Source organism: Streptomyces sp. NPDC127114, from assembly GCF_042677525.1.
Lineage (GTDB): Bacteria > Actinomycetota > Actinomycetes > Streptomycetales > Streptomycetaceae > Streptomyces.
Genome location: NZ_JBHXTJ010000045.1, coordinates 40267 through 60337, shown reverse-complemented (window position 1 = coordinate 60337; position 20071 = coordinate 40267). Strand labels below are relative to the sequence as shown.

The following is a 20071-nucleotide window of genomic DNA, read 5'->3' as shown; positions in this document are numbered from 1 at the left end:
GCTCCGTCCCTGTTCGGAGTTAGCAGTGGCGGCCGGCCGGGGGGGGGTGGTCTCGTTAACCCGGCACCACCCCCGCCCGGCCATTTTCCGGTGCTTCCGGCTATTCCGGCCCTTCCGGCCTTATCAGCCGGTACGGCTCACCAGGAGGACTTGGTCACTCCCGGCAGGAAGCCCGCGTGCGCCTGCTGCCGGGTCCGCACCCGGGAGAGGCCGAAGGTGCGGAGGTAGCCGCGCGGGCGGCCGTCGACGCTGTCGCGGTTGCGCACCCGGGTGGCGCTGGCGTCGCGCGGCTGGCGCCGCAACTCCGCGAGGGCGTCGGCGCGTTCGGCGGGAGTGGAGGACGGGCGGCGGACGACCTCCTTGAGCTCCGCCCGGCGGGCGGCGTACCGCTCGACGATCTTCTTGCGCTTCTCGTTCTTCGCGATCTTGCTCTTCTTCGCCATCAGACGCGGCCTCCTCGCGCACGGATCCGGGCGACCGCGGCCTCGATGCCGATCGCGTCCACGGTCTTGATCGCCCGGGCGCTCAGCGTGAGCCGGACGTACCGGCCCTCGCTCGGCAGCCAGTAGCGCTTCCGCTGGATGTTCGGGTCGAAGCGGCGTGAGGTGCGGCGGTGCGAATGGGAGATCGCGTTGCCGAATCCCGGCTTGGCGCCGGTCAGTTGGCAGTGGGCGGACATGGTCGGGCTACCCCTCTCGACGGGAATGGTTATCGGTAATGAAAACCATTGTCGTATACTAGCGCCCATGGCACGCAACGAGATCCGCCCGGTCGTCAAGCTCCGCTCCACGGCCGGCACCGGGTTCACCTATGTGACGCGCAAGAACCGGCGCAACGACCCCGACCGCCTGGTGCTGCGCAAGTACGACCCCGTCGTCGGCCGGCACGTCGACTTCCGCGAAGAACGCTGACCCCCGGCCCCGAACGCCCTCACCCCCCGACCTCCGACCCCTGGGAGTCCCTGCCATGAAGCCTGGAATCCACCCCGCCTACGGCCCCGTCGTCTTCCGCGACTCCGCCTCCGGAACCGCCTTCCTCACCTGCTCGACGATGAGCAGCGACAAGACCGTCGAGTGGGAGGACGGCAACACCTACCCCGTCGTCGACGTCGAGATCTCCTCGGCGAGCCACCCCTTCTACACGGGCACCGCCCGCGTCCTCGACACCGCCGGCCGCGTCGAACGCTTCGAGCGCCGCTACGGAGCCCGCTGATGGGAGGCGAGCACCAGCTGCCCGTCGCGATCGTCGCCGGGCTCCACTCCGAGGCCCGCAAGGAGGTCGTCGAACGCCTCCTGCGGACCGTCCCGGGAAGCGTCGCGCTCCACCACGACCTGACCGACGCGCCCGACGGCACCGTGCTCCGCACCGTGCGCGACGCCTCCGAGACCCTGTCCCACGGGGAGACCCCGCTCGTCAACGACTGCGCCTGCTGCGCGCTGCGCGAGGACCTGGTGCCGGAGCTGACCCGCCTCGCGGACGGCGGCCTGACCCGGCTCGCCGTCGTCGAGCTGTGGGACTCCGTCGAACCGAAGGCCATGGCCGAGGTCATCGCCGCGCACGGCGGCGACCGGCTGGCCCTGACCGGCGTGATCACCGCCGTGGACCCCGCGCTCGTCCTGCCGTACCTCGGCAACGGCGACGACCTGGCCGACGTCGGCCTCGCCGCCGCGCCCACCGACCAGCGCACCGTCGGCGACACCTGGGCCCGGCAGCTGGAGTACGCGCCGGTCCTCGCCGTCGTCGACAGCGACGAGGCCGACGACGAGGACCGCGCGCTCCTCGCCCAGCTGCACCCCACGGCGCTGCGCGTGCCGGCCGGTTCCGTCGAACTCGCCCGGGCCGCGCTCGCCGGCTTCGATGTCGAGACCGCGGCCGCCGCCCAGCATCCCGCGTGCGCGCTGCTGCCGCAGGAGGCGGACGAGGCCGGCGTCGCGACGCTGGTCTGGCGCCGCCGCCGGCCCTTCCACCCGGGCCGCCTCTACCAGGCCCTGGAGGACCTGTGCTGCGCGGCGGCCCGCAGCCGCGGCCGGTTCTGGCTCGCCGACCGCCCCGACACCCTGCTCGCCTGGGACGCGGCGGGCGGAGCGCTGTGCGTGGAGAACGCGGGCCCCTGGCTCGCGTCGCTGCCCGACGCCGCGTGGGAGATGGTCCCGCCGATGCGGCGGGCGGCGGCGGCCCTGGACTGGCACCCGGACCACGGCGACTGCTGCCAGCACCTCGTGTTCACGTCGCCCGGCCTCGACCGCGACGGCCTCGAACGGCTCCTGGACTCCTGCCTGCTCACGGACGCCGAGTACGCCTCGGGACCCGAGGCCTGGAAGCGGCTGCCGCCGGCCTTCGACGCGCTGCTGGACGCCGCCTGACCGGGACGCACCACCGGTCCACGTCATCACGTCCGCACCCGATTGCGTCCGCACCCGATCACGGCCGCACCCGATCACGTCCGCACGCGGTGACCACCGAAACCGCGGAGACGCGACACACCACCACGTACACACGCAGGAGAGAACCGCACATGGCCCGACGCACCGACCACCGCAAGCCCGTCAAGACGCGGCCCAACCCGCTCGACGCGGCAGGCATCACGTACATCGACTACAAGGACACCGATCTGCTCCGCAAGTTCATCTCCGACCGCGGCAAGATCCGCAGCCGCCGGGTCACGCGCGTGACGGCGCAGCAGCAGCGGGCCCTCGCCACCGCGATCAAGAACGCCCGGGAGATGGCCCTGCTGCCGTACGCGAGCCGCTGATCCGCGCCCGCCGTCGGGCCCGGCCGCCGGGCCCGACGGCGATCACGCCGTCACCCGTTGGGGTGGAATCCGCCCGCGCCGCACCGTGATCACCCTGCGGGAGCGCCCGGCACGGGCCGCCGCGCGGGATTCGGACGAAGGCCGCAACCCTAGACTTCGCGCCCATGTCCCTCTGGCTGCTCAATCACTTCAGCACCTTCACCCTGGCCGCCGTCACCGTAGGCGGAACGGTCCTCCTCGCCGTCGCCGGCAGCGTCGTCATGCGCCGCAGGTACCCGTCGCTGTCCGGCGGCGAGCACAACGACATGGTCGGGGTGACGCTGGGGATGTTCGGCGCGATCTACGGGATCATCCTCGCCTTCGTCATCGTCACCCTCTGGACGCAGCTGGAGAACACCCAGACCATCGTCGCGGCGGAGGCCACCGACGCCGCCCTCATCGCCCGTGACGCCGCCGCCTTCCCGCCACCGGTCCGCGCCGGTGTCGACGCCGCGCTCAGCGACTACGTCCACTCGGTCGTCGAGGACCAGTGGCCGCGGATGCGGGCCGGCGAACCGAGCCACGGCGCGACCGCGAACAAGCTCCAGTCCGTCTACGACGTGCTCCAGGCCTACGAGCCGAAGACCGCCCGCGAGGAGGTCTTCTACGAGGAGGCCGTCGGCCACCTCGACGACGTCGCCTCCCAGCGCCGGGCCCGCCTCACCATGGCCGAGCAGCAACTCCCGCCGCTGCTCCAGGTCCTGGCCTTCGGCGGCGCGCTCGTCCTGATCCCCCTGACCTTCCTCTACGGCATGCGCAAACTGCGCATCCAGCTCCTCTTCGTCGCCTCCGTGGCCGCGCTCATCGGCTTCAGCCTCCTCCTGGTCGTGGTCCTCGACCGCCCGTTCGCCGGCGAACTCAGCGTGACCCCGGCCCCGTACAAGGAGGGCGCCCTCGCCCGCTACTGGTCTCCCTGACGCGGTCCCGGGCGGCCCGTGCTCGTACCGGGGCTGAGACGGGGGAGCAGGAGGCGCGGCCGGGGGGTCGGCCGGGCGGGGGCGGCGATCGCGTGGAGGGCCAGGTCGACGGCCTGCCGGGACATCTCGCGCTTGGGCAGGACCACGCCGGTGAGCGCGGAGCGGGAGAGCAGGCCCTCGGGGGTGTCGTCGTGGGCGACGACGGAGAGGTCCGCGGGCACCGAGCGGCCGAGGAGGCGGGCCGCCTCCATCGCCGCCGCGGCGAGCACGTCATGGGTGGCGAAGAGGGCCGTCGTGGCGGGGTCCGCCCGCAGGGCGGTCAGGGCGGCGTCGAGTCCGCCGCGGAAGGTGGGGGCCGCGGCCAGGTGGACGGCGCCGTCCGGCACGGTGACGCCGTCCTCGCGGAAGGCCCGCCGGAAGCCCTCCACGCGTACGGTGTGGGCGGGGCTGGCGAGGACCGCCACGCGTTCGTGGCCGAGCTCGCGCAGGTGACGGCCCGCCAGATGGCCGCCGTGCTCGTAGTCGACGGTCACGACGGGGAAGCCGTCCGGAAGCGGCGCCTCCCACGCGCACAGCACCACCGGGAAGCGGGCGTCCGCAAGCAACGGCAGATGTCCGGTGAGGCCCTGGTCCCCGGCGATCAGGAGGGCGTCCACGGAGCGGCTGGTCAGCCCGGCCAGGTGCCGCCGGGCGCGTTCGCCGTCGAGGCGCGTCGTGCACAGCAGCAGGTGGTAGCCGCGCTCCTCCAGCGCGTCCTCCACCTCCTCGACCACGTCCGCGTAGAACGGCGCGGAGACGGTCGGCACGAGGAGGCCCACCGTGCGGGTGCTGCCCGTCGCCAGCGAGCGGGCCACCAGGTTGGGCACGTAACCGAGTTCGGCGATCGCGGCCCGTACCCGCGCCTCGGTCGCGGGGCGCACGGCCACCCGGCCCGTGACGACGTTCGAGACGGTCTGCTTGGTGACGCCGGCCCGTTCGGCCACGTCCTGCATGGTCACCATCGCGCCCCCGTCGCACCGCTCGCGTGAGGTCGCACCGTAGCCCCGCCCCCCGAACGGGTCAAGGCCGCCCCGGAGTTCGCCACGGCGCCGCTCTCCGGGGCTTGGTCCCCGGTGCCGTACCGAGTCTTGTTTTACCGGTCAAAGAAGCCCTAGGGTCCGTGCCACCACAGGCACCTCCCGATCCCGGCCCCCCTCCATCAGGGAGTACTCGTGACCACTCCGCGCTCCAGAGTCGTGGGCGTGCTCGCCGCGGCGGCCCTCGCCGTGACCGGCGGCAGCGCGCTCGCCGCGCCCGCGCCCGGCCCCACCGCCCAGGCCTCCGCCACCGCCGCCTCCCCGACCGCCACCTACACCGTCACCGTCGGCGCCAAGGGCTCCTGGACCCATCCGGACGACACCCCCGCCAGCCCCTACATCGACAAGGACGGCACCTTCTGGTTCCAGCAGGCGCACGCCCTCTACGGCGCCGACGACCCCCGGAAGTGGACCTTCTTCACCGGCACCGACCTCGACACCGCCACCCGGTCCGCCGCCGTCAGCGACGCCGTCAACCCCGCCAACGCCAACGACCGCAACAACGACACCACCTGGCGCTGCAACAACAGCCCCACCGGCGTCGAGTCCACCCAGGCCCCCGCCGGCAGCGGCTACGCCCACCGCAACTACTGCGACCTCACCGGCATGTGGGTCGACCCGGACACCGGCGACTGGTACGGCCTCGTGCACAACGAGTTCACCCCGCAGCCCTTCGCCGACGGCGTCCACTACGACGGCATCGACTACGCCGTCTCCAAGGACCAGGGCAGGACCTGGACCGTCAAGGACCACGTCATCACCTCGCCGTACAGCACCAGGCGCGGCGACACCACCGCCTTCCCGCAGCAGACGTACCACTACGGCACCGGCGACCCGCGGCTCTTCGTCGACACCGCGTCCGGTTACTTCTACGTCTTCTACGGCTCCCGCATCGTCAACAAGGGCGGCGGCTGGGCCGCGTTCCACGGGCACGTCGCCCGCGCCCCGATCGCCTCGAAGATGGCCCGCGGCTCCTGGCAGAAGTGGTACGGCGGCAGCTGGTCCCAGCCCGGCGTCGGCGGCCGCGAGAGCACCATGGTCCCGGTCGGCTCCACCGGCACCACCGGCTACGTGCCCACGACGAAGGAGTACGACCCCGCCAACAGCGGCACCGTCAGCCAGCAGGTCGCGGCCGGCCTCACCCCGCCCACCTCACCGCTGTTCGTCATGGACATCACCTGGAACGCCCACCTCGGCCTGTACGTCGGCGAACCGCAGGCCGTCGACCAGAGCGGCAACGCCCCGCAGGAGCTGTACGCCACCGACGACCTCACCACCCAGAAGTGGTTCCGGCTCGGCGACACCGGCAGCTACAAGACCGCCTCCTGGTACCGCTGGTTCCTCGACGCCCGCACCCGGACCGGCTCCGGCATCGTCGGCAGGGACTTCCGCGCGTACTGCTCGTTCGGCTGCTCCGGCGGCTCCAGCAGCGAATACGTCAACCTGAGCATCGACACCGACCGGCCCGCCGCCCCGGTCGACACCACCAGGACCTATCGCCTCGGCAGCGCCGGCGGGCGCGTCCTCGCCCAGGTCGCGGGCGGCTCCGCCACCACCTCCCTGGCCTCCGCCACCGGCTCCCCGCTCGAATCGTGGATCTTCACCGCCAAGGGCGACGGCTCCTACCGCATCGCCAACGCCTCCACCGGGCAGCTCCTCGGCGTCCCCGCCTCGGGCACCGCCGGCCGCGCCTGGGGCGCGAAGCCCACCGTCACCGCGGCCGGCGCGGGCGGCTCCACCGCCGGCCAGGAGTGGTTCGTGATCCGCGGCGCCTCCGCCGCCGACAACACGCCCACCGGCACGTACAAGCTGGTCAACCGCTACAGCGGCCTCGTCCTCGGCCTGTCGGGCGACTCCGCCCGGCTCGCCGAGACCACTCCCGCCCGCAACTGGACCGACACCAGCGGCAGTTCCGTCGGCGGCGGCGGCCGGACGGCGGGCGAGCAGAACCTCACGCTCACCGCCACCGGCGACGCCCCGTCCCCGCTCGACGGCGTCCGCACCCTCACCACCGGCGGGAAGGCCCTCGACGACCCGGACAGCAGCACCGCCAACGGCACCCAGCTGGTCACCTGGACGCCGAACGGCGGCGCCAACCAGAAGTGGACCCTGACCCGGCAGGCCGACGGCAGCTACGAGATGAGGAACGGCGCGTCCGGCAAGTGCGCCGACATCGAAGGCGGTTCCGCCGCCGCCGGCGCCCGCGTCATCCAGTGGACCTGCCACGGCGGGGCCAACCAGCGCTGGCGGATCGTCCGGCTGCCCTCGGGCGCCCACACCGTCGCCTCCGTCGGCAGCGGCCTGCTGCTGACCACGGCGTCCACCACGAACGGCGCCCCGGTCACCCAACAACCGGACACGGCCGCCGCGTTGCAGCAGTGGACGGTCGCCGCGGGCTGACGGCTCCGGTGCGCGGGCGCACCCCCCGCCCGCGCGCCGTACGACGTCCGCAGGCCGTACGACGTCCCTGGGCCGTGCGACGTTCCTAGGTCGTACGGCCGCCGTCTCCGAACGCGTCCAGGATCCGCTCCGCGGCGAGCGTCGGCGTCAGCTCGCCGTCCCGGACCCGCCGCTCCACCTCCGGCGCGAGCGCCCGGACCGCCGGGTCGGAGTGGAGCCGGCCGAGCAGCTCGTCACGGACCATCGACCAGGCCCAGTCGACCTGCTGCTCCCGGCGCCGGGCCTGGAGACGGCCGGTCGCGTCGAGCAGTGCGCGGTGCTTCTCCAGCCGCCCCCACACCTCGTCGAGACCGGTCGACTCACGGGCGCTGCAACTCAGCACCGGCGGCGTCCAGAAGGCCTCCTGGCCGTGCATCAGGCGCAGCGCGCCCGCGAGTTCGCGCGCGGCGGCGCGGGCGTCGGTCGCGTGCGGACCGTCGGCCTTGTTGACCGCGACGACGTCCGCGAGCTCCAGCACGCCCTTCTTGATGCCCTGGAGCTGGTCGCCCGTGCGGGCGAGGGTGAGCAGCAGGAACGAGTCGACCATGTTCGCCACGGTCGTCTCCGACTGGCCGACGCCGACCGTCTCGACGAGGACGACGTCGTATCCGGCGGCCTCCATCACCACCATCGACTCGCGGGTCGCCTTGGCGACACCGCCGAGCGTGCCCGCGCTCGGCGACGGCCGGACGAATGCCGCCGGGTCGACCGCGAGCCGCTCCATGCGGGTCTTGTCGCCCAGGATCGAGCCGCCGGTGCGCGTCGAGGACGGGTCGACGGCCAGCACCGCCACCCGGTGCCCGAGCCCGGTCAGCATCGTGCCGAAGGCGTCGATGAAGGTGGACTTGCCCACCCCGGGCACGCCGCTGATCCCGATCCGCCGGGCCCGGCCGCTGTACGGGAGCAGCCGCGTCAGCAGCTCCTGCGCGAGCACGCGGTGCGCGGGCCGGGTGGACTCCACCAGGGTGATCGCGCGCGCCACCAGCGCGCGCCTCCCGTCCCGCACACCCTTCTCGTACGTGTCGATGTCGATGGCCATCGGGCTACTGGCCGTCCCCGTCCTCCGGGCCGGCCCCGTCGTGCCCCGGACCGGCCGTCTCGTGGCCCAGACCGGCGGCGAGCCGGCGCACCAGGTCCGCCGCCGCGTCCGGGATCACGGTGCCGGGCGGGAACACCGCGGCGGCGCCCATCTCCAGGAGCGTCGGCACGTCCTGGGGCGGGATGACCCCGCCGACCACGATCATGATGTCCTCGCGGCCCTCCGCGGCCAGCTCCTCCCGCAGCGCCGGGACGAGCGTGAGGTGACCGGCCGCCAGCGACGAGACGCCCACGATGTGCACGTCCGCCTCGACGGCCTGCCGGGCCACCTCGGCCGGCGTCTGGAACAGCGGGCCGACGTCCACGTCGAAGCCCAGGTCGGCGAACGCGGTCGCGATCACCTTCTGGCCGCGGTCGTGCCCGTCCTGGCCCATCTTGGCCACCAGGATGCGCGGGCGCCGGCCCTCGGCCTCCTCGAAGGAGTCCACCAGCGCGCGGGTGCCGTCCACGGACGGCGACTGTCCTGCCTCGTTGCGGTACACGCCGGAGATCGTACGGATCTGGCCCGCGTGCCGCCCGTACACCTTCTCCAGGGCGTCCGAGATCTCGCCGACGGTGGCCTTGGCACGGGCCGCGCGCACGGCCAGTTCGAGGAGGTTGCCGTCGCCGCCCGCCGCCCGCGTGAGGTCGTCGAGCGCGTCCTGGCAGGCCCGCTCGTCGCGCTCGGCGCGCAGCCGGCGCAGCTTCTCGATCTGCTGGGCCCGCACGGACGAGTTGTCGACCTTGAGGACCTCGATCTGCTCGTCCCCGTCGACCCGGTACTTGTTGACGCCGATCACCGGCTGACGGCCCGAGTCGATCCGCGCCTGCGTACGGGCCGCGGCCTCCTCGACGCGCAGCTTCGGGATGCCCGCGTCGATGGCCTGCGCCATGCCGCCGGCCGCCTCGACCTCCTGGATGTGCTGCCAGGCCCGGCGCGCCAGGTCGTAGGTCAGCCGCTCCACGTACGCGCTGCCGCCCCACGGGTCGATGACCCGGGTCGTGCCCGACTCCTGCTGGATCATCAGCTGGGTGTTGCGGGCGATGCGGGCCGAGAAGTCGGTCGGCAGCGCCAGCGCCTCGTCGAGCGCGTTGGTGTGCAGCGACTGGGTGTGGCCCTGCGTCGCCGCCATCGCCTCGACGCACGTCCGGGTGACGTTGTTGAACACGTCCTGCGCGGTCAGAGACCAGCCGGAGGTCTGCGAATGGGTCCGCAGCGAAAGGGACTTCGCGTTCTTCGGGTCGAACTCCTTCACCAGCTTGGCCCAGAGGAGGCGGGCCGCGCGCAGCTTGGCGATCTCCATGAAGAAGTTCATGCCGATCGCCCAGAAGAACGACAGCCGCGGCGCGAACGCGTCCACGTCCAGACCGGCCTCGCGCCCGGCCCGGATGTACTCCACCCCGTCCGCCAGCGTGTACGCGAGCTCCAGGTCGGCCGTCGCACCGGCCTCCTGGATGTGGTAGCCGGAGATCGAGATCGAGTTGTAGCGCGGCATGTTCCGCGAGGTGAAGGCGAAGATGTCGGAGATGATCCGCATCGACGGCTTCGGCGGGTAGATGTAGGTGTTGCGGACCATGAACTCCTTGAGGATGTCGTTCTGGATGGTCCCCGCCAGCTTCTCGGCCGGCACACCCTGCTCCTCGGCCGCGACGATGTACAGCGCCAGCACGGGCAGCACCGCGCCGTTCATCGTCATCGACACCGACATCCTGTCGAGCGGGATCCCGTCGAACAGCGTCCGCATGTCGTAGATCGAGTCGATCGCCACGCCCGCCATGCCGACGTCGCCGGTGACGCGCGGGTGGTCGCTGTCGTAACCGCGGTGCGTCGGCAGGTCGAAGGCCACCGACAGGCCCTTCTGGCCGGCCGCCAGGTTGCGCCGGTAGAAGGCGTTCGACTCCTCGGCGGTCGAGAAGCCCGCGTACTGGCGGATGGTCCACGGCTGGTTGACGTACATCGTCGGGTACGGGCCGCGCAGGTACGGCGTCACACCCGGGTACGTGCCCAGGAAGTCCACGTCCTCCAGGTCACGGCCGGTGTACAGCGGCTTGACCGCGATGCCCTCCGGCGTCTCCCACAGCAGGTCGTCCCCGCCGGAGGCGCGCTTGACGGCCGCGCGCCACTCGTCGGCGCTGCCGGCCGGTGCGGGGGATCCGAGGTCGATCCCGGTGAAGTCGGGGATTCCCATCAGGACACTCCCATGCGGTCGAGGGTGGCGGAGAGCACGGCGATCGCGTCGCACCCCGCGAAGACGTACGAGTCGGCGTCCGGGTACGCCGCGGGGCGCCCGGCCAGCGCGACGTGCGTGGCCCCGGCGGCGCGGAACTCCGCCGCCTCGGCGGCGGCCCGCTCCTCGTACAGCGCGTCGCTGGAGCAGAGGCAGACCTCGGTGGCGCCGCTGTCCGCGAAGGAGCCGTCGGTGACCGGCTCGATGCCGCCGGCCTGGAAGAGGTTGGCGGCGAAGGTGAGCCGTGCCGTGTGCGCGGCGGCCGGGCCGAGAGCGGCCAGGTAGACGCGCGGCCGTGCCCCGGTCGCCGCGAGATGGGCGTCCGAGCGGGCACGCAGCGCCTCGAACGCCTCGTCGCGGCGGACCCGCGGCAGACCGCCGCCGGGACCGGCGGGCGCGGGCTCGCGCTCCACCGGCTTCTCCGCGAGGAACGGGAACTCGCTGACACCGGTGATCGGTTCGCGCCGCTTGGCCAGCGCCTTCGAACGCTCCGCCCAGGTCGCCGCGAGCCGGTCCCCGACCAGACCCGAGCGCAGCGCGGCCGCCTGACCGCCGGACCGCTCGATCTCCTGGAAGAACTCCCAGGCCGCCTGCGCGAGTTCGTCGGTGAGGGACTCCACGTACCAGGATCCGCCGGCCGGGTCGATGACCCGCGCGAGGTGCGACTCCTCGACCAGGATCGTGGAGGTGTTCCGGGCGATCCGGCGCGAGAACGCGTCCGGCAGGCCGAGCGCGTGGTCGAAGGGCTGCACCGTCACCGACTCGGCGCCGCCCACGCCGGCCGCGAGGGTCGCGACCGTCGTCCGCAGCATGTTCACCCACGGGTCACGGGCCGTCATCATCACCGACGAGGTGACCGCGTGCTGGAGCTGCGCCCCGGCCGCGGGCGCGCCGCAGGCCTCCGCGACCCGCGCCCACAGGCGGCGCGCGGCCCGCAGCTTGGCGATGGTCAGGAACTGGTCGGCGGTGGCCGCGTAGCGGAACTCCAGCTGGGCCAGCGCCTGTTCGACGCTCAGACCGCCTCCGGTGAGCGCCCGCAGATAGGCCACACCGGTGGCGAGCGAGCAGCCGAGCTCCTGCGCGGCCGAACCTCCGGCCTCGTGGTACGGCAGGGCGTCCACCGTCAGCGCCCGCAGACCCGGGTACGACTCCGCGCACAGCCGCGCCAGCGCCACCGTGGCGGCGAAGCCGTCGCCGTCGTAGGCCGCGCCCGTGCGCGCCTCCGTGCCGAGCGGATCGGCGCCGAGGTTGCCGCGGGCCGCCTCGGGAGCGACACCGCGGCGCTCGTACAGCGAGAGCAGCTCGTCGGCCGCGGCGGCGGTCTCCGCCCCGGCCTCCAGGACGATCGGGGCCAGGTCCAGGTACACGTCACGCAGGACCCGGTCGAGCTCCTCCACCGCGACGCCGTCCGGCCCGACGGCCAGCCACAGCGACGTGACGCCGTTCTCCAGGTCCGTGAGGACCGCCTCGGCGTCGGCCGCGCGGTGACGCTGGCGCACGTCCCAGCCGCCCGCGGTGTTGCCCTCGGCGCGGCCGGCGCGCACGAACGGGGCGAAACCGGGCAGGCCGGCGTCCGGCGCGCCGTCGGCGGCCGTGTACAGCGGCCGGGCCCGCAGGCCGTCCTCCAGCGCGGTGGAGAGCGCGTCCTCGGCCTCGGTCTCGGGAACGTCCTTGCCCGACCTGCTCAGCACGCCCGCCACGAGGCGCTGCCACTGCGCATGGGTCGCTGCGGGGAACTCGGCGGCCAGGGAGAGGCCGTCGTCAGGCAGCACAGTCATGCCCGGATGCTAGGCCAGCGCCCTAAAGTCACAGCAGTGTGATCAGCTGTGACCTTGACCTCTTCGGGATGGCCTTGATCCCGGGTGCCGTCCGTGCTCGGGGCCGGTACGGGCCGCGGACGGGCCGCGGACGGGCCGCGGACGGGCGGGGACAGGGCGGGGGCGGCGGCGGAGACAAGCGCCCGTACCGGCTCGAAACGAGTCTCCGGCCAGGCGCGGAACAGGGTTCCGGACGAGCGCGGGTTGGCGCGCCGGGGCGCCTTACTCGCGGGCGCCGGTCGCGGGCAGGGGCCGCTGGTTCCAGCCGGCCACGACGGGCAGTCCGTGCTCCTTCGACAGCCGCCCGAGCCTGGCCGTGGTCAGCAGGAACAGCCGTCCGTCCGACGCCGGCAGACCGAGGTAGCGGGCGGTCAGCACGCGCAGCAGGTGCGCGTGCGCCACCACGACGCCGTCCTCGTCGGACGCGGACAACGGAAGCGCGAGGCGCGCGAGCACCCGGTCGGCCCGGCGCCCCACGTCCTCGGCCGACTCGCCCGGACGCCCGTCCGGACGGGGCGGAACCCCGTCGCGCCACAGCGACCAGTCCGGCCGGTCCTCCTGGATCCGGGCCGTCGTCAGGCCTTCGTAGCCGCCGTAGTCCCACTCGCACAGGTCCGCGTCGGCCACCGCACCGCGCAGCCCGGCCAGCTCCGCCGTCCGCCGGGCCCGGCGGAGCGGGCTGGTCAGCACGAACGCGAAGGAACGCCCGGCGAAGTACGGCGCGAGCGTACGGGCCTCGGCCTCGCCCGCCGCGGTGAGCGGAAGATCGGTACGGCCGGTGTGCCGCCCGTCGGCGCTCCACTCCGTCGCACCGTGACGGACCAGCAGGAGGTCACCCATGGACGGCCCGCCTCGTGCGGCGGGAGGGGAGGAGAAGGGACACGACGCGCTCCGATCCGGGGCTGGCGAGACTATCCCCACAGGGCGGCCGGGCGCGCGGTGACGCGCAGGGCCGCCCCGCGACCGGTGACCGGCGCCGTCCGGTCACCGGTGGGTGCCGTGGTGCGGGGCGCCCGGGTCGTCCGCCGGCGTGGGTGCGGACGTGGGCGTGGAGCGGGAGCCCGCCGGAGCGCCGACGGGCCCCACGGCCGCACCCAGCGCGTACGACCCGAAGAAGACCACGGCGAGCAGCAGGAGGAACCCTCCGACGGCGACGGACGGAGGGACCGGGACCCGCCGGGTGCGGGCACGGGCAAGGGCCCGGCCCACCGCACCGGCGCCAGGGGGCGAGGATGCTCGGGGACTCTCCATCGGTCGCGCCTCTCCGATCGCCGGAACATGCCGAAGCATGCAGTACATGCCGAACACGCCGACCATGCCGAACTGCCGAACATGCCGAACGTGAACGTGTCACCCGAGGAGTCGGACGGCCGGGCCCTCCGGTTCCCGGAGGGTTCCGTGCGGGTCCGCGGGCGCCCCTGGCCCCTGACCCGGACCTCGGCCCCGGCCGCGGTCAGGGCCGGGGCCGACGCCGGGGTCAGGCGAGGGCCGGCGCCCGGGTGAAGCGTCTGCGGGCCGGCGGGCGGTCGGCCGAGGCCGGCCTTGAGTCCGCCTCCGGCCCCGCCCCCGACGCCGACTCCGGCGAGTCCCCGTCTCCCCTCACCAGGGCGACCAGGGTGGCGCGGGCCCGCGCCACGCGCGAGCGGATCGTGCCCACCGGGCAGCCCATGGCCTCGGCGGCCTCCGCGTACGGCAGACCCAGGAGCTGGGTGAGGACGAAGGCGTCCTTCCGCTCGGCCGGGATCGCGGCCAGGAGTTCGGCGAGCGCGACGCCGTCCTCGAAGCCGGGCAGCCCGCGCGGCTGGGTGTGTTCGGCCTCCGCCTGCCAGTCGTCGTGATCGGACAGCCGGGGCCGTGCGGCCGCGTGCCGCAGGCTGTCGACGACCGTACGGCGGGCTATCGACAGCAGCCAGGTGCGCGCCGAGGAACGCCCCTGGAAGCGCGGCAGCGCGGCCAGCGCGCGGAGGAACACCTCCTGCGTCAGGTCGTCCGCCGCCTGGCGGTCGGCGCTGAGGTAGGCCACGTACCGCCATACGTCGCGGTGCAGAGCCCGGACGAAGAGGTCGGCCTTGGCCGGGTCGCCGTCCCGCGCCGCGAGCGCGAGCAGCGTCGTCGCCGCGTCGGCGGCGGCGTCCGGCGCGTGCGCGGAGCGGGACGGCCGAGGCGGCCCCTGGCGCCGGATGAGGGTGTCGTGGGCAGCAGTCATCACCACAAGTCCTTACGAGGCAAAGGGAATCCGGCGGCGCGCGGACGGCGGCGCCGGTGATGAGGAGCCGGCTGTCAAAGGACAGCGAGTGCCTCTGGAGGACCCCGGGTGATGAGGGAATGGGCGAGATGGAGCCGCCGCGGGGCGCGCTCGTCGGCGGCGCGGACGGGGCGCGGGCGAGGGCGCGTTGCCGTCACGGGTACGAACGCGGCGAGGAGGAGGCGCAGGGGCCGGAAGAGCCCCAGGGGCAGGGCCCGCGCCAGGCGGAAGACGGCGCGCTCGCCGTACGCCAGCCACAGGCCGCTCAGGAGCGCGGCCAGAAGATGCGCCGACAGCATGCCGGAAGTCGAGGACATGTCTGTCATGTCGGAGGGCGCGTGCGCCGTCGTGGCCCATGCGTCAGGTGACATGGCGGGCATGGCCGGCATGCCGGGTTGACCGCTCATCAGGTGATGGGCGTGGGCCGAGTGGCCCATGGGTGAGTGGCCCATGGGCGAGTGGTCCGGCAGGGGAACGGAGGCCGGCCCGGACCGGGAGAACAAAGCGTGCAGCGCGCTCTGCACCGTCACCGTGGCGGCCGTGACCGCGAACAGACCGCGCTCGCGCTCCGCCAGTACCCACGCGACCGCCACGGTCCCGGCCAGCGCGAGCGACAGCGTCCCGACCGGCACCGGCCGGCCGGACATCAGGATGTGGCCGGTGGCCGCGAGCAGCACACACACGGCCGCGAACGTCGCGGCCCGCATGCCTCGCGAACATCGGCCTGCTGTCATGGCGCGCCCATCCTTGCACCCCTCCTCGGAGGCATGAGGGCGGGAACGGCCGCCTGGAGGCCGCCCCCTCGACCTGTCGGCCCATGAGTACGCCACTGTGGCCCGCCCCACAAGAGCGCCTCGGGAACTCGCGGCACGTCCGGGACGACTTCTCGACGTCGACGACGGGCGGCCGGGCCGGGCGGCCGGGACCGTCGTACGGAAGGAGGAACCACACGTGACGAGCGCGGACACCGAAGGACCGACCGGCACGCCGGAGGCGCGCGGGCTGACCGCGCTGCTGACGACCGCGATGGCGTTCTCGATGATGCAGCTCTTCCTGATCGGCGCCCTCGGTCCCCGTCTCGTCGAACGGCTCGGCGTCTCGGAAACCCTGCTGGGACTGACCACGACCGTCGGCTTCGGCACGGCCGCCGTGCTCTCGCCCGCCGGCGGCCGGATCGTCGACCGGACCGGCCCTCGCCGAGCGCTCGTGGCGCTGCTCGCCGTCTCGGCCGTGGCACTCGGCCTGATCGGCGCGGCGCCGGGCCCCGGCCTGCTCCTGGCGGCGGTCGCGCTCGGCGGCCTCCCTCAGGCGCTCGCCAACCCGGCCACGAACAAGGCGATCCTGGCCGCCGTCCCGGCACCGAGGCGGGGCGCCGTGACCGGCACCAAACAGTCCGGGGTCCAACTGGGCGCCTTCGCCGCCGGCCTGCCGCTCGCGGCGGCCGCCGGCCTCGTCGGCTGGCGCGGCGCGGTCTGGCTGGCCGCCGCCGCGGCCCTGCTCGCGGCCGTGTGGGCGTGGCGCGCCCTGCCGCCCGACGCCCCACGGCGGATGACGGCGAGCCCGGCCGTCCGGGCAGGCTCGGCACCGGAACCGGCGCCGATACCGGCACAGCCACAGGCGTCGGCACCGACAACGCCATCGGCATCGACATCGCTACCGGCATCGGAACCGGCGCCGATACCGGCACAGCCACAGGCGTCGGCACCGACAACGCCATCGGCACCGACATCGCTACCGGCACCGGTATCGGCACCGATATCGCCATCGCCATCGGCACCGATACCGATACCGATACCGATACCGGTGGCGCCCTCGGTGTCCGACGCGGGCTCGCCGCCGAAGGCGGGGCCGGTACCGCTCGCCGACCACCCTCGGCAGGCGGTCCCCGCCGGGCCCCTCAGCACGCCTCCCGCCGCACCCCCCGTCACGCCTCCCGCCGTGCCTCCCGCCGGGTCTCGCCCCCCGTCACCTGCCGCCTCCGGCAGTCCCGTGCCCTGGCTCGCCGCCTTCTCGCTCTTCCTCGGCGCCGGGATAGCGTCCGTCAACACCTACCTCGCGCTGTTCGGCGCCCAACGCCTCGGCATGGGGCCCACGATGGCGGGCGTCCTGGTCGCCGTCCTAGGCGTCGCCGGGATCGGCGGCCGCGTCGGCTGGGCCCGGGCGGCGACTCCCGGCCGCGCGCCCTGGCTGCCCGCCGGGCTCGCGGGCGGCGCGGTCCTCGCTGCCGTGCTCCTCGCCGCCGCCGTCCGCGTCGAACCGCTGGTGTGGCCCGCCGCCGTGGCGGTCGGCGTGTTCGCCGTGTCGGGCAACGCGGTCTCGATGGTGCTGGTGATGCAGCGTTCCGCGCCCGGCCGGGCCGGGCAGGACTCGGCGCTCGTCGCCGCCGGGTTCTTCGCCGGATTCGCCGTCGGACCGCCGCTGTTCGGCCTGCTCGCGGAGCGCGCACGGTACGGCCGGGGCTGGCTCCTGGTCGCGGTGGAGTTCGCGGTCGCGGGGGCCGTCGCGCTCGCCTGGGTGCTGCGGGACCGTCGTACGGGAACGGGTGCGGCGGCATGACCGCGGGGGACCCCGGCACCGGCTGGGCCGAGGAGGCCCTCGGGCTGCTGCTCGGGCGGGTCGGTGAGACCGCCGAGCAGGTGGGCGACCGCTTTCCGCTGTACGCGGACCCGGTGCACGGCCGGTGGACCACCACCGGCCGGGGCTCGTGGACCGGCGGCTTCTGGGCGGGACTCCTCCGGCTCCGGGCACGGCACACCGGCAGCCGCACCGACCACGCCCGCGCGACCGCGGCCACGGCGCGGCTCGCCTCCTGGGTCGGGGCGGACACGGCCACGCGCGGGCTCATCCTCTGGTACGGCACCGCCCTCGCCGACGAAGCCGAGGGCGCGTGCACCGGTATCGGCACGAAGCGCGAACGGGCGACGGAGGCGGCTGTGGCCGACAGCAGCGGCGGGAAGGGCGGGGGCGGGCACGAGAGTCGGGGCGACGCCCCGGACGCGGTCGCGATGCACGGTCAGGCGCTGAAGGGGGCCCTCGCCCACGGCGGCCACGGCGGCCACGGCAGCGGCGGCGCCGGTGGGAAGGGCGGGGACGGGCCCGAAGGTCGGGGCGGGGCCGTCGGCCAGGCCGTCGGCGTGGGCGCGGCGTGCGGACGAGCGACGGAGACCGCCGTCGCCGACGGCAGCGGCGGCAACGGCGACGGTACGGACGAACGCCGAAGGGGCGGCCATGGCGAGGCCGCGAGCGTGGGCGGGACAGCGAGCGTCGGCGTGCTGCGTCAGCGGGCGGCGGATGCGGTCCTCGCCGGGTTCGATCCGGTGCTCGGGCTGGTTCCGTGGGGTTCCGCGCTCGGCGGCCCTCGGCTGCGGGCGCGTGCGGACGGTGTTCCCGGCCTCGTACCGCTCCTGGCGACCGCCGGCCCCGAAGGGCGGGCGGCGGCGGCCGCGCATCTCCACCGCCATCTGGACCTGTGCCTGCCGCCCACGGCCGCCCGGCGTCCCGTTCCGGCCTGGCGCCGGGACGCGGCGGGCGGCTGGACGGCCGAGGCGGACCCGGCGCCAGGCTGGACCCGAGGCGAGGCGTGGCTCCTCCTCGCCGTGGCGGACGCGTTGACGTGCGCCGCCGACGACGACCCCGCCGTCTGGCGCGTCGGCCGGCTGACCGACGCCGCCGAACTCCTCCTCCACAGCTGCGCGTTCCTCACCGGACCCCTCGTCCCGCCCGCCGACGCCCGCCGCCCCGAGGGGCCGTCCGACACCTCCGCCGCCGCCATCGGGGCGGTCGCCCTGCTGAAGCTGGCGCGGGTTCCCGGTGCCGCCGCGTGGGCCCCGGCGTGCGCCGCCCGGGCGGCGGCCGTCCTGCACCGGCTCGCGTCGCCCGCCCACCTCACCCGGCCGGCCGGCTGCCTCCCGGCCGACTCCCTCGCCGCCGGCTCCCTCCCGCCAGGCTCCGTCCCGCCCGGCTCCCTCCCGGCCGGGATGCTGCTCGGCGGCTGCTACGACGCGCGCGGCGGCACGGCCGTCCGGCACGAACTGGTCTGGGGCGACTACTTCCTCGCCCTCGGCCTGGCCGCGCTCCTCGGCCGGGCGGACCTCAGACGGGTGTGACCGGCGGGATCGGGGGCGAGGGCGAGGGTGAGAACGGGGGCGGGGGCGGGAGCTGGGCCGCGTCCGCGTGGCCGCGCAGGACGCGCCGGGCGACGGAGGAGACGTGCTGCTCGTCGGGGCCGTCGAGGATCCGGGCGGTCCGCCCGGTCCGGAACAGGGCGGGAAGCGGAGTGTCCGGGCCGAGCCCGGCCGCGCCGAACACCTGGACGGCACGGTCCGCGACCTCCTGCAGCGTGCGCGCCGCCGCCGTCTTCGCCAGGCCCACCTCCACATGGGCGTCGCGGCCCTCCGCCACCAGGGCCATCGCCTCGTACACGAGCGGTCGAGCCGTCCGCAGTGCCAGCAGCGCCTCGAACACGTGCTGTCGGACCAGCTGCCGGTCGGCCAGCGGGCCCCGGGCGCCCCGGCGTGCGACGGCGCGTCCGCACATGAGGTCGAACGCCCGCTGGGCCTGACCGATCCATCGCAACGCCCGTAGCGTCCGGCCGAGTTGCAAGCGCTCGCCGGCGACGGCGAGCGCGCGGCCGGGTTCGCCGACCAGCTGGTCCGCCGCGACCTCGACCCCGTCGAACGCGATCTCGTACGGGCCGGTCGCGCCGAGCACGGGCAGTTCGCGGACGACGCGGAAGCCAGGGGAGCCGGTGGGCACGAGGAGGAGCGACAGGCCGTCGCGGTCCCCGGGCGACCCGCTCGTGCGGGCGAGCACGGTCACCAGATCCGCGTCCCCGGCGTGCGACACGAACCACTTGCGCCCGGTGACGCTCCAGCCGCCACCCGTGCGCGGCTCCGCCCGGGTGGCGGTGAGCGCCGGCTCGGTGCCGGGCGTGTCCGGCTCCGTCATCGCGTAACACGCCCGCAGCTCACCGGAGACCAGGCGCGTCAGGCACTCCGCCCGCACCCGGGGCGAGCCGTGCCGGGACAGCATGGTCACGTCGAGCAGCGAAGCCGACCCGAGGGCGGCCGGGCCGTGGTCGCTGGCGCCCTCCGCCTCCGCGAGCGCGGCATACGACCGCAACGGCAGTCCGCCGCCGCCGAGTTCGGAGGGCAACGGCAGTGCCCACAGCCCCGCCTCACGGGCCTCGGCGCGCAGCCGGGCCCTCAGCTCCGCGGCGACGGGGCCGCCGGCGTCCAGCCGGGACTCGCACGGGAACACCCGGTCACGGACGAACGCCTCCACCCGCTTCCGCAGGAGGCCGGCGTCCCTGTCACCACGAGCATCCGGTACGTCATGATCCGTCACTGTTTACCTCCGTCTCGGGAACTCGACAGAACACGCGTCCGACTGCCTGTCCGTGGAAGTGGTCGGGCCCGACCGCCCCTCGGTTCCCACGCAGTGACACGCCCGCGCGCCGGCCCACGCCGCGCCAGGAGATGA

General features: G+C 74.5%; 19 protein-coding genes. 8 read left to right on the top strand and 11 right to left on the bottom strand.

The features are described from left to right. Positions 1 to 137: 137 nt before the first annotated feature. Entirely contained in the window at positions 138 to 443 is a 306-nt protein-coding gene (gene rpsN, locus ACFVGS_RS31400; protein WP_384410544.1) for a 30S ribosomal protein S14, read from the bottom strand. Beyond that, on the bottom strand, positions 443 to 679 hold the full coding sequence (gene rpmB, locus ACFVGS_RS31395; protein ID WP_384410547.1) for a 50S ribosomal protein L28: 237 nt from the start codon (positions 677 to 679) through the stop codon (positions 443 to 445). Before rpmB ends, rpsN begins: the two co-directional genes overlap by 1 nt. 67 nt (positions 680 to 746) lie before the next feature. On the opposite strand from rpmB, the gene rpmG reads away from it, so the two are divergent. From rpmG to ACFVGS_RS31370, 5 genes are all read left to right on the top strand, one after another. Beyond that, positions 747 to 911, top strand: a complete 165-nt coding sequence (gene rpmG / locus ACFVGS_RS31390; protein WP_376630849.1) for a 50S ribosomal protein L33 — start codon at positions 747 to 749, stop codon at positions 909 to 911. A 55-nt stretch (positions 912 to 966) separates the two neighbouring features. Further along, positions 967 to 1212 (top strand): type B 50S ribosomal protein L31, encoded by a 246-nt coding sequence (locus ACFVGS_RS31385; protein WP_385695238.1) that lies wholly within the window; start codon positions 967 to 969, stop codon positions 1210 to 1212. Continuing rightward, positions 1212 to 2363, top strand: a complete 1152-nt coding sequence (locus ACFVGS_RS31380; protein WP_385695235.1) for a CobW family GTP-binding protein — start codon at positions 1212 to 1214, stop codon at positions 2361 to 2363. Before ACFVGS_RS31385 ends, ACFVGS_RS31380 begins: the two co-directional genes overlap by 1 nt. A 152-nt stretch (positions 2364 to 2515) precedes the next feature. Further along, entirely contained in the window at positions 2516 to 2752 is a 237-nt protein-coding gene (gene rpsR / locus ACFVGS_RS31375) for a 30S ribosomal protein S18 (RefSeq protein ID WP_384410556.1), read from the top strand. Between the two features lie 164 nt (positions 2753 to 2916). After that, positions 2917 to 3708, top strand: coding sequence for a DUF4239 domain-containing protein (locus tag ACFVGS_RS31370; RefSeq protein ID WP_384410559.1), 792 nt, complete (start codon positions 2917 to 2919; stop codon positions 3706 to 3708). Here the strand turns inward: ACFVGS_RS31370 and ACFVGS_RS31365 are convergent. Then, entirely contained in the window at positions 3693 to 4709 is a 1017-nt protein-coding gene (locus tag ACFVGS_RS31365) for a LacI family DNA-binding transcriptional regulator (protein ID WP_384410562.1), read from the bottom strand. The genes ACFVGS_RS31370 and ACFVGS_RS31365 overlap by 16 nt on opposite strands. Before the next feature lie 210 nt (positions 4710 to 4919). Between ACFVGS_RS31365 and ACFVGS_RS31360 the strand changes: the two genes are divergently transcribed. Continuing rightward, positions 4920 to 7184, top strand: coding sequence for an RICIN domain-containing protein (locus tag ACFVGS_RS31360; protein ID WP_385695231.1), 2265 nt, complete (start codon positions 4920 to 4922; stop codon positions 7182 to 7184). An 85-nt stretch (positions 7185 to 7269) separates the two neighbouring features. On the opposite strand, the gene meaB is transcribed toward ACFVGS_RS31360, so the two are convergent. The 7 genes from meaB to ACFVGS_RS31325 form a co-directional block, all read right to left on the bottom strand. Then, positions 7270 to 8262 carry a methylmalonyl Co-A mutase-associated GTPase MeaB gene (gene meaB / locus ACFVGS_RS31355; protein ID WP_385695228.1) on the bottom strand — a complete coding sequence of 331 codons (993 nt, stop codon included), beginning with the start codon at positions 8260 to 8262 and terminating at the stop codon, positions 7270 to 7272. Positions 8263 to 8266: 4 nt separating this feature from the next. Continuing rightward, complete coding sequence (gene scpA, locus ACFVGS_RS31350) at positions 8267 to 10489, bottom strand: methylmalonyl-CoA mutase (protein WP_384410571.1); 2223 nt, start codon at positions 10487 to 10489, stop codon at positions 8267 to 8269. Beyond that, a complete protein-coding gene (locus ACFVGS_RS31345; protein WP_385695225.1) occupies positions 10489 to 12306 on the bottom strand; it encodes a methylmalonyl-CoA mutase family protein in 1818 nt (605 codons plus the stop codon). Before ACFVGS_RS31345 ends, scpA begins: the two co-directional genes overlap by 1 nt. A 261-nt stretch (positions 12307 to 12567) precedes the next feature. After that, on the bottom strand, positions 12568 to 13185 hold the full coding sequence (locus ACFVGS_RS31340) for a histidine phosphatase family protein (RefSeq protein WP_384410577.1): 618 nt from the start codon (positions 13183 to 13185) through the stop codon (positions 12568 to 12570). A 144-nt stretch (positions 13186 to 13329) separates the two neighbouring features. Continuing rightward, a complete protein-coding gene (locus ACFVGS_RS31335; protein ID WP_384410579.1) occupies positions 13330 to 13596 on the bottom strand; it encodes a hypothetical protein in 267 nt (88 codons plus the stop codon). A 226-nt stretch (positions 13597 to 13822) separates the two neighbouring features. After that, the gene (locus tag ACFVGS_RS31330) at positions 13823 to 14551 is read right to left on the bottom strand and encodes a sigma-70 family RNA polymerase sigma factor (RefSeq protein ID WP_385695223.1); all 729 of its coding nucleotides are present in this window, start codon (positions 14549 to 14551) and stop codon (positions 13823 to 13825) included. A 74-nt stretch (positions 14552 to 14625) separates the two neighbouring features. Further along, a complete protein-coding gene (locus tag ACFVGS_RS31325; RefSeq protein ID WP_385695221.1) occupies positions 14626 to 15324 on the bottom strand; it encodes a hypothetical protein in 699 nt (232 codons plus the stop codon). Between the two features lie 217 nt (positions 15325 to 15541). Here ACFVGS_RS31325 and ACFVGS_RS31320 point away from each other — a divergent pair, with 217 nt between their 5' ends. Next, on the top strand, positions 15542 to 17146 hold the full coding sequence (locus ACFVGS_RS31320) for an MFS transporter (protein ID WP_385695218.1): 1605 nt from the start codon (positions 15542 to 15544) through the stop codon (positions 17144 to 17146). Continuing rightward, positions 17143 to 18696, top strand: a complete 1554-nt coding sequence (locus tag ACFVGS_RS31315; protein WP_385695216.1) for a hypothetical protein — start codon at positions 17143 to 17145, stop codon at positions 18694 to 18696. Before ACFVGS_RS31320 ends, ACFVGS_RS31315 begins: the two co-directional genes overlap by 4 nt. Here the strand turns inward: ACFVGS_RS31315 and ACFVGS_RS31310 are convergent. Further along, complete coding sequence (locus tag ACFVGS_RS31310) at positions 18683 to 19936, bottom strand: acyl-CoA dehydrogenase family protein (protein ID WP_385695213.1); 1254 nt, start codon at positions 19934 to 19936, stop codon at positions 18683 to 18685. The two genes, ACFVGS_RS31315 and ACFVGS_RS31310, sit on opposite strands and share 14 nt — an antisense overlap. Between the last annotated feature and the right edge of the window lie 135 nt (positions 19937 to 20071).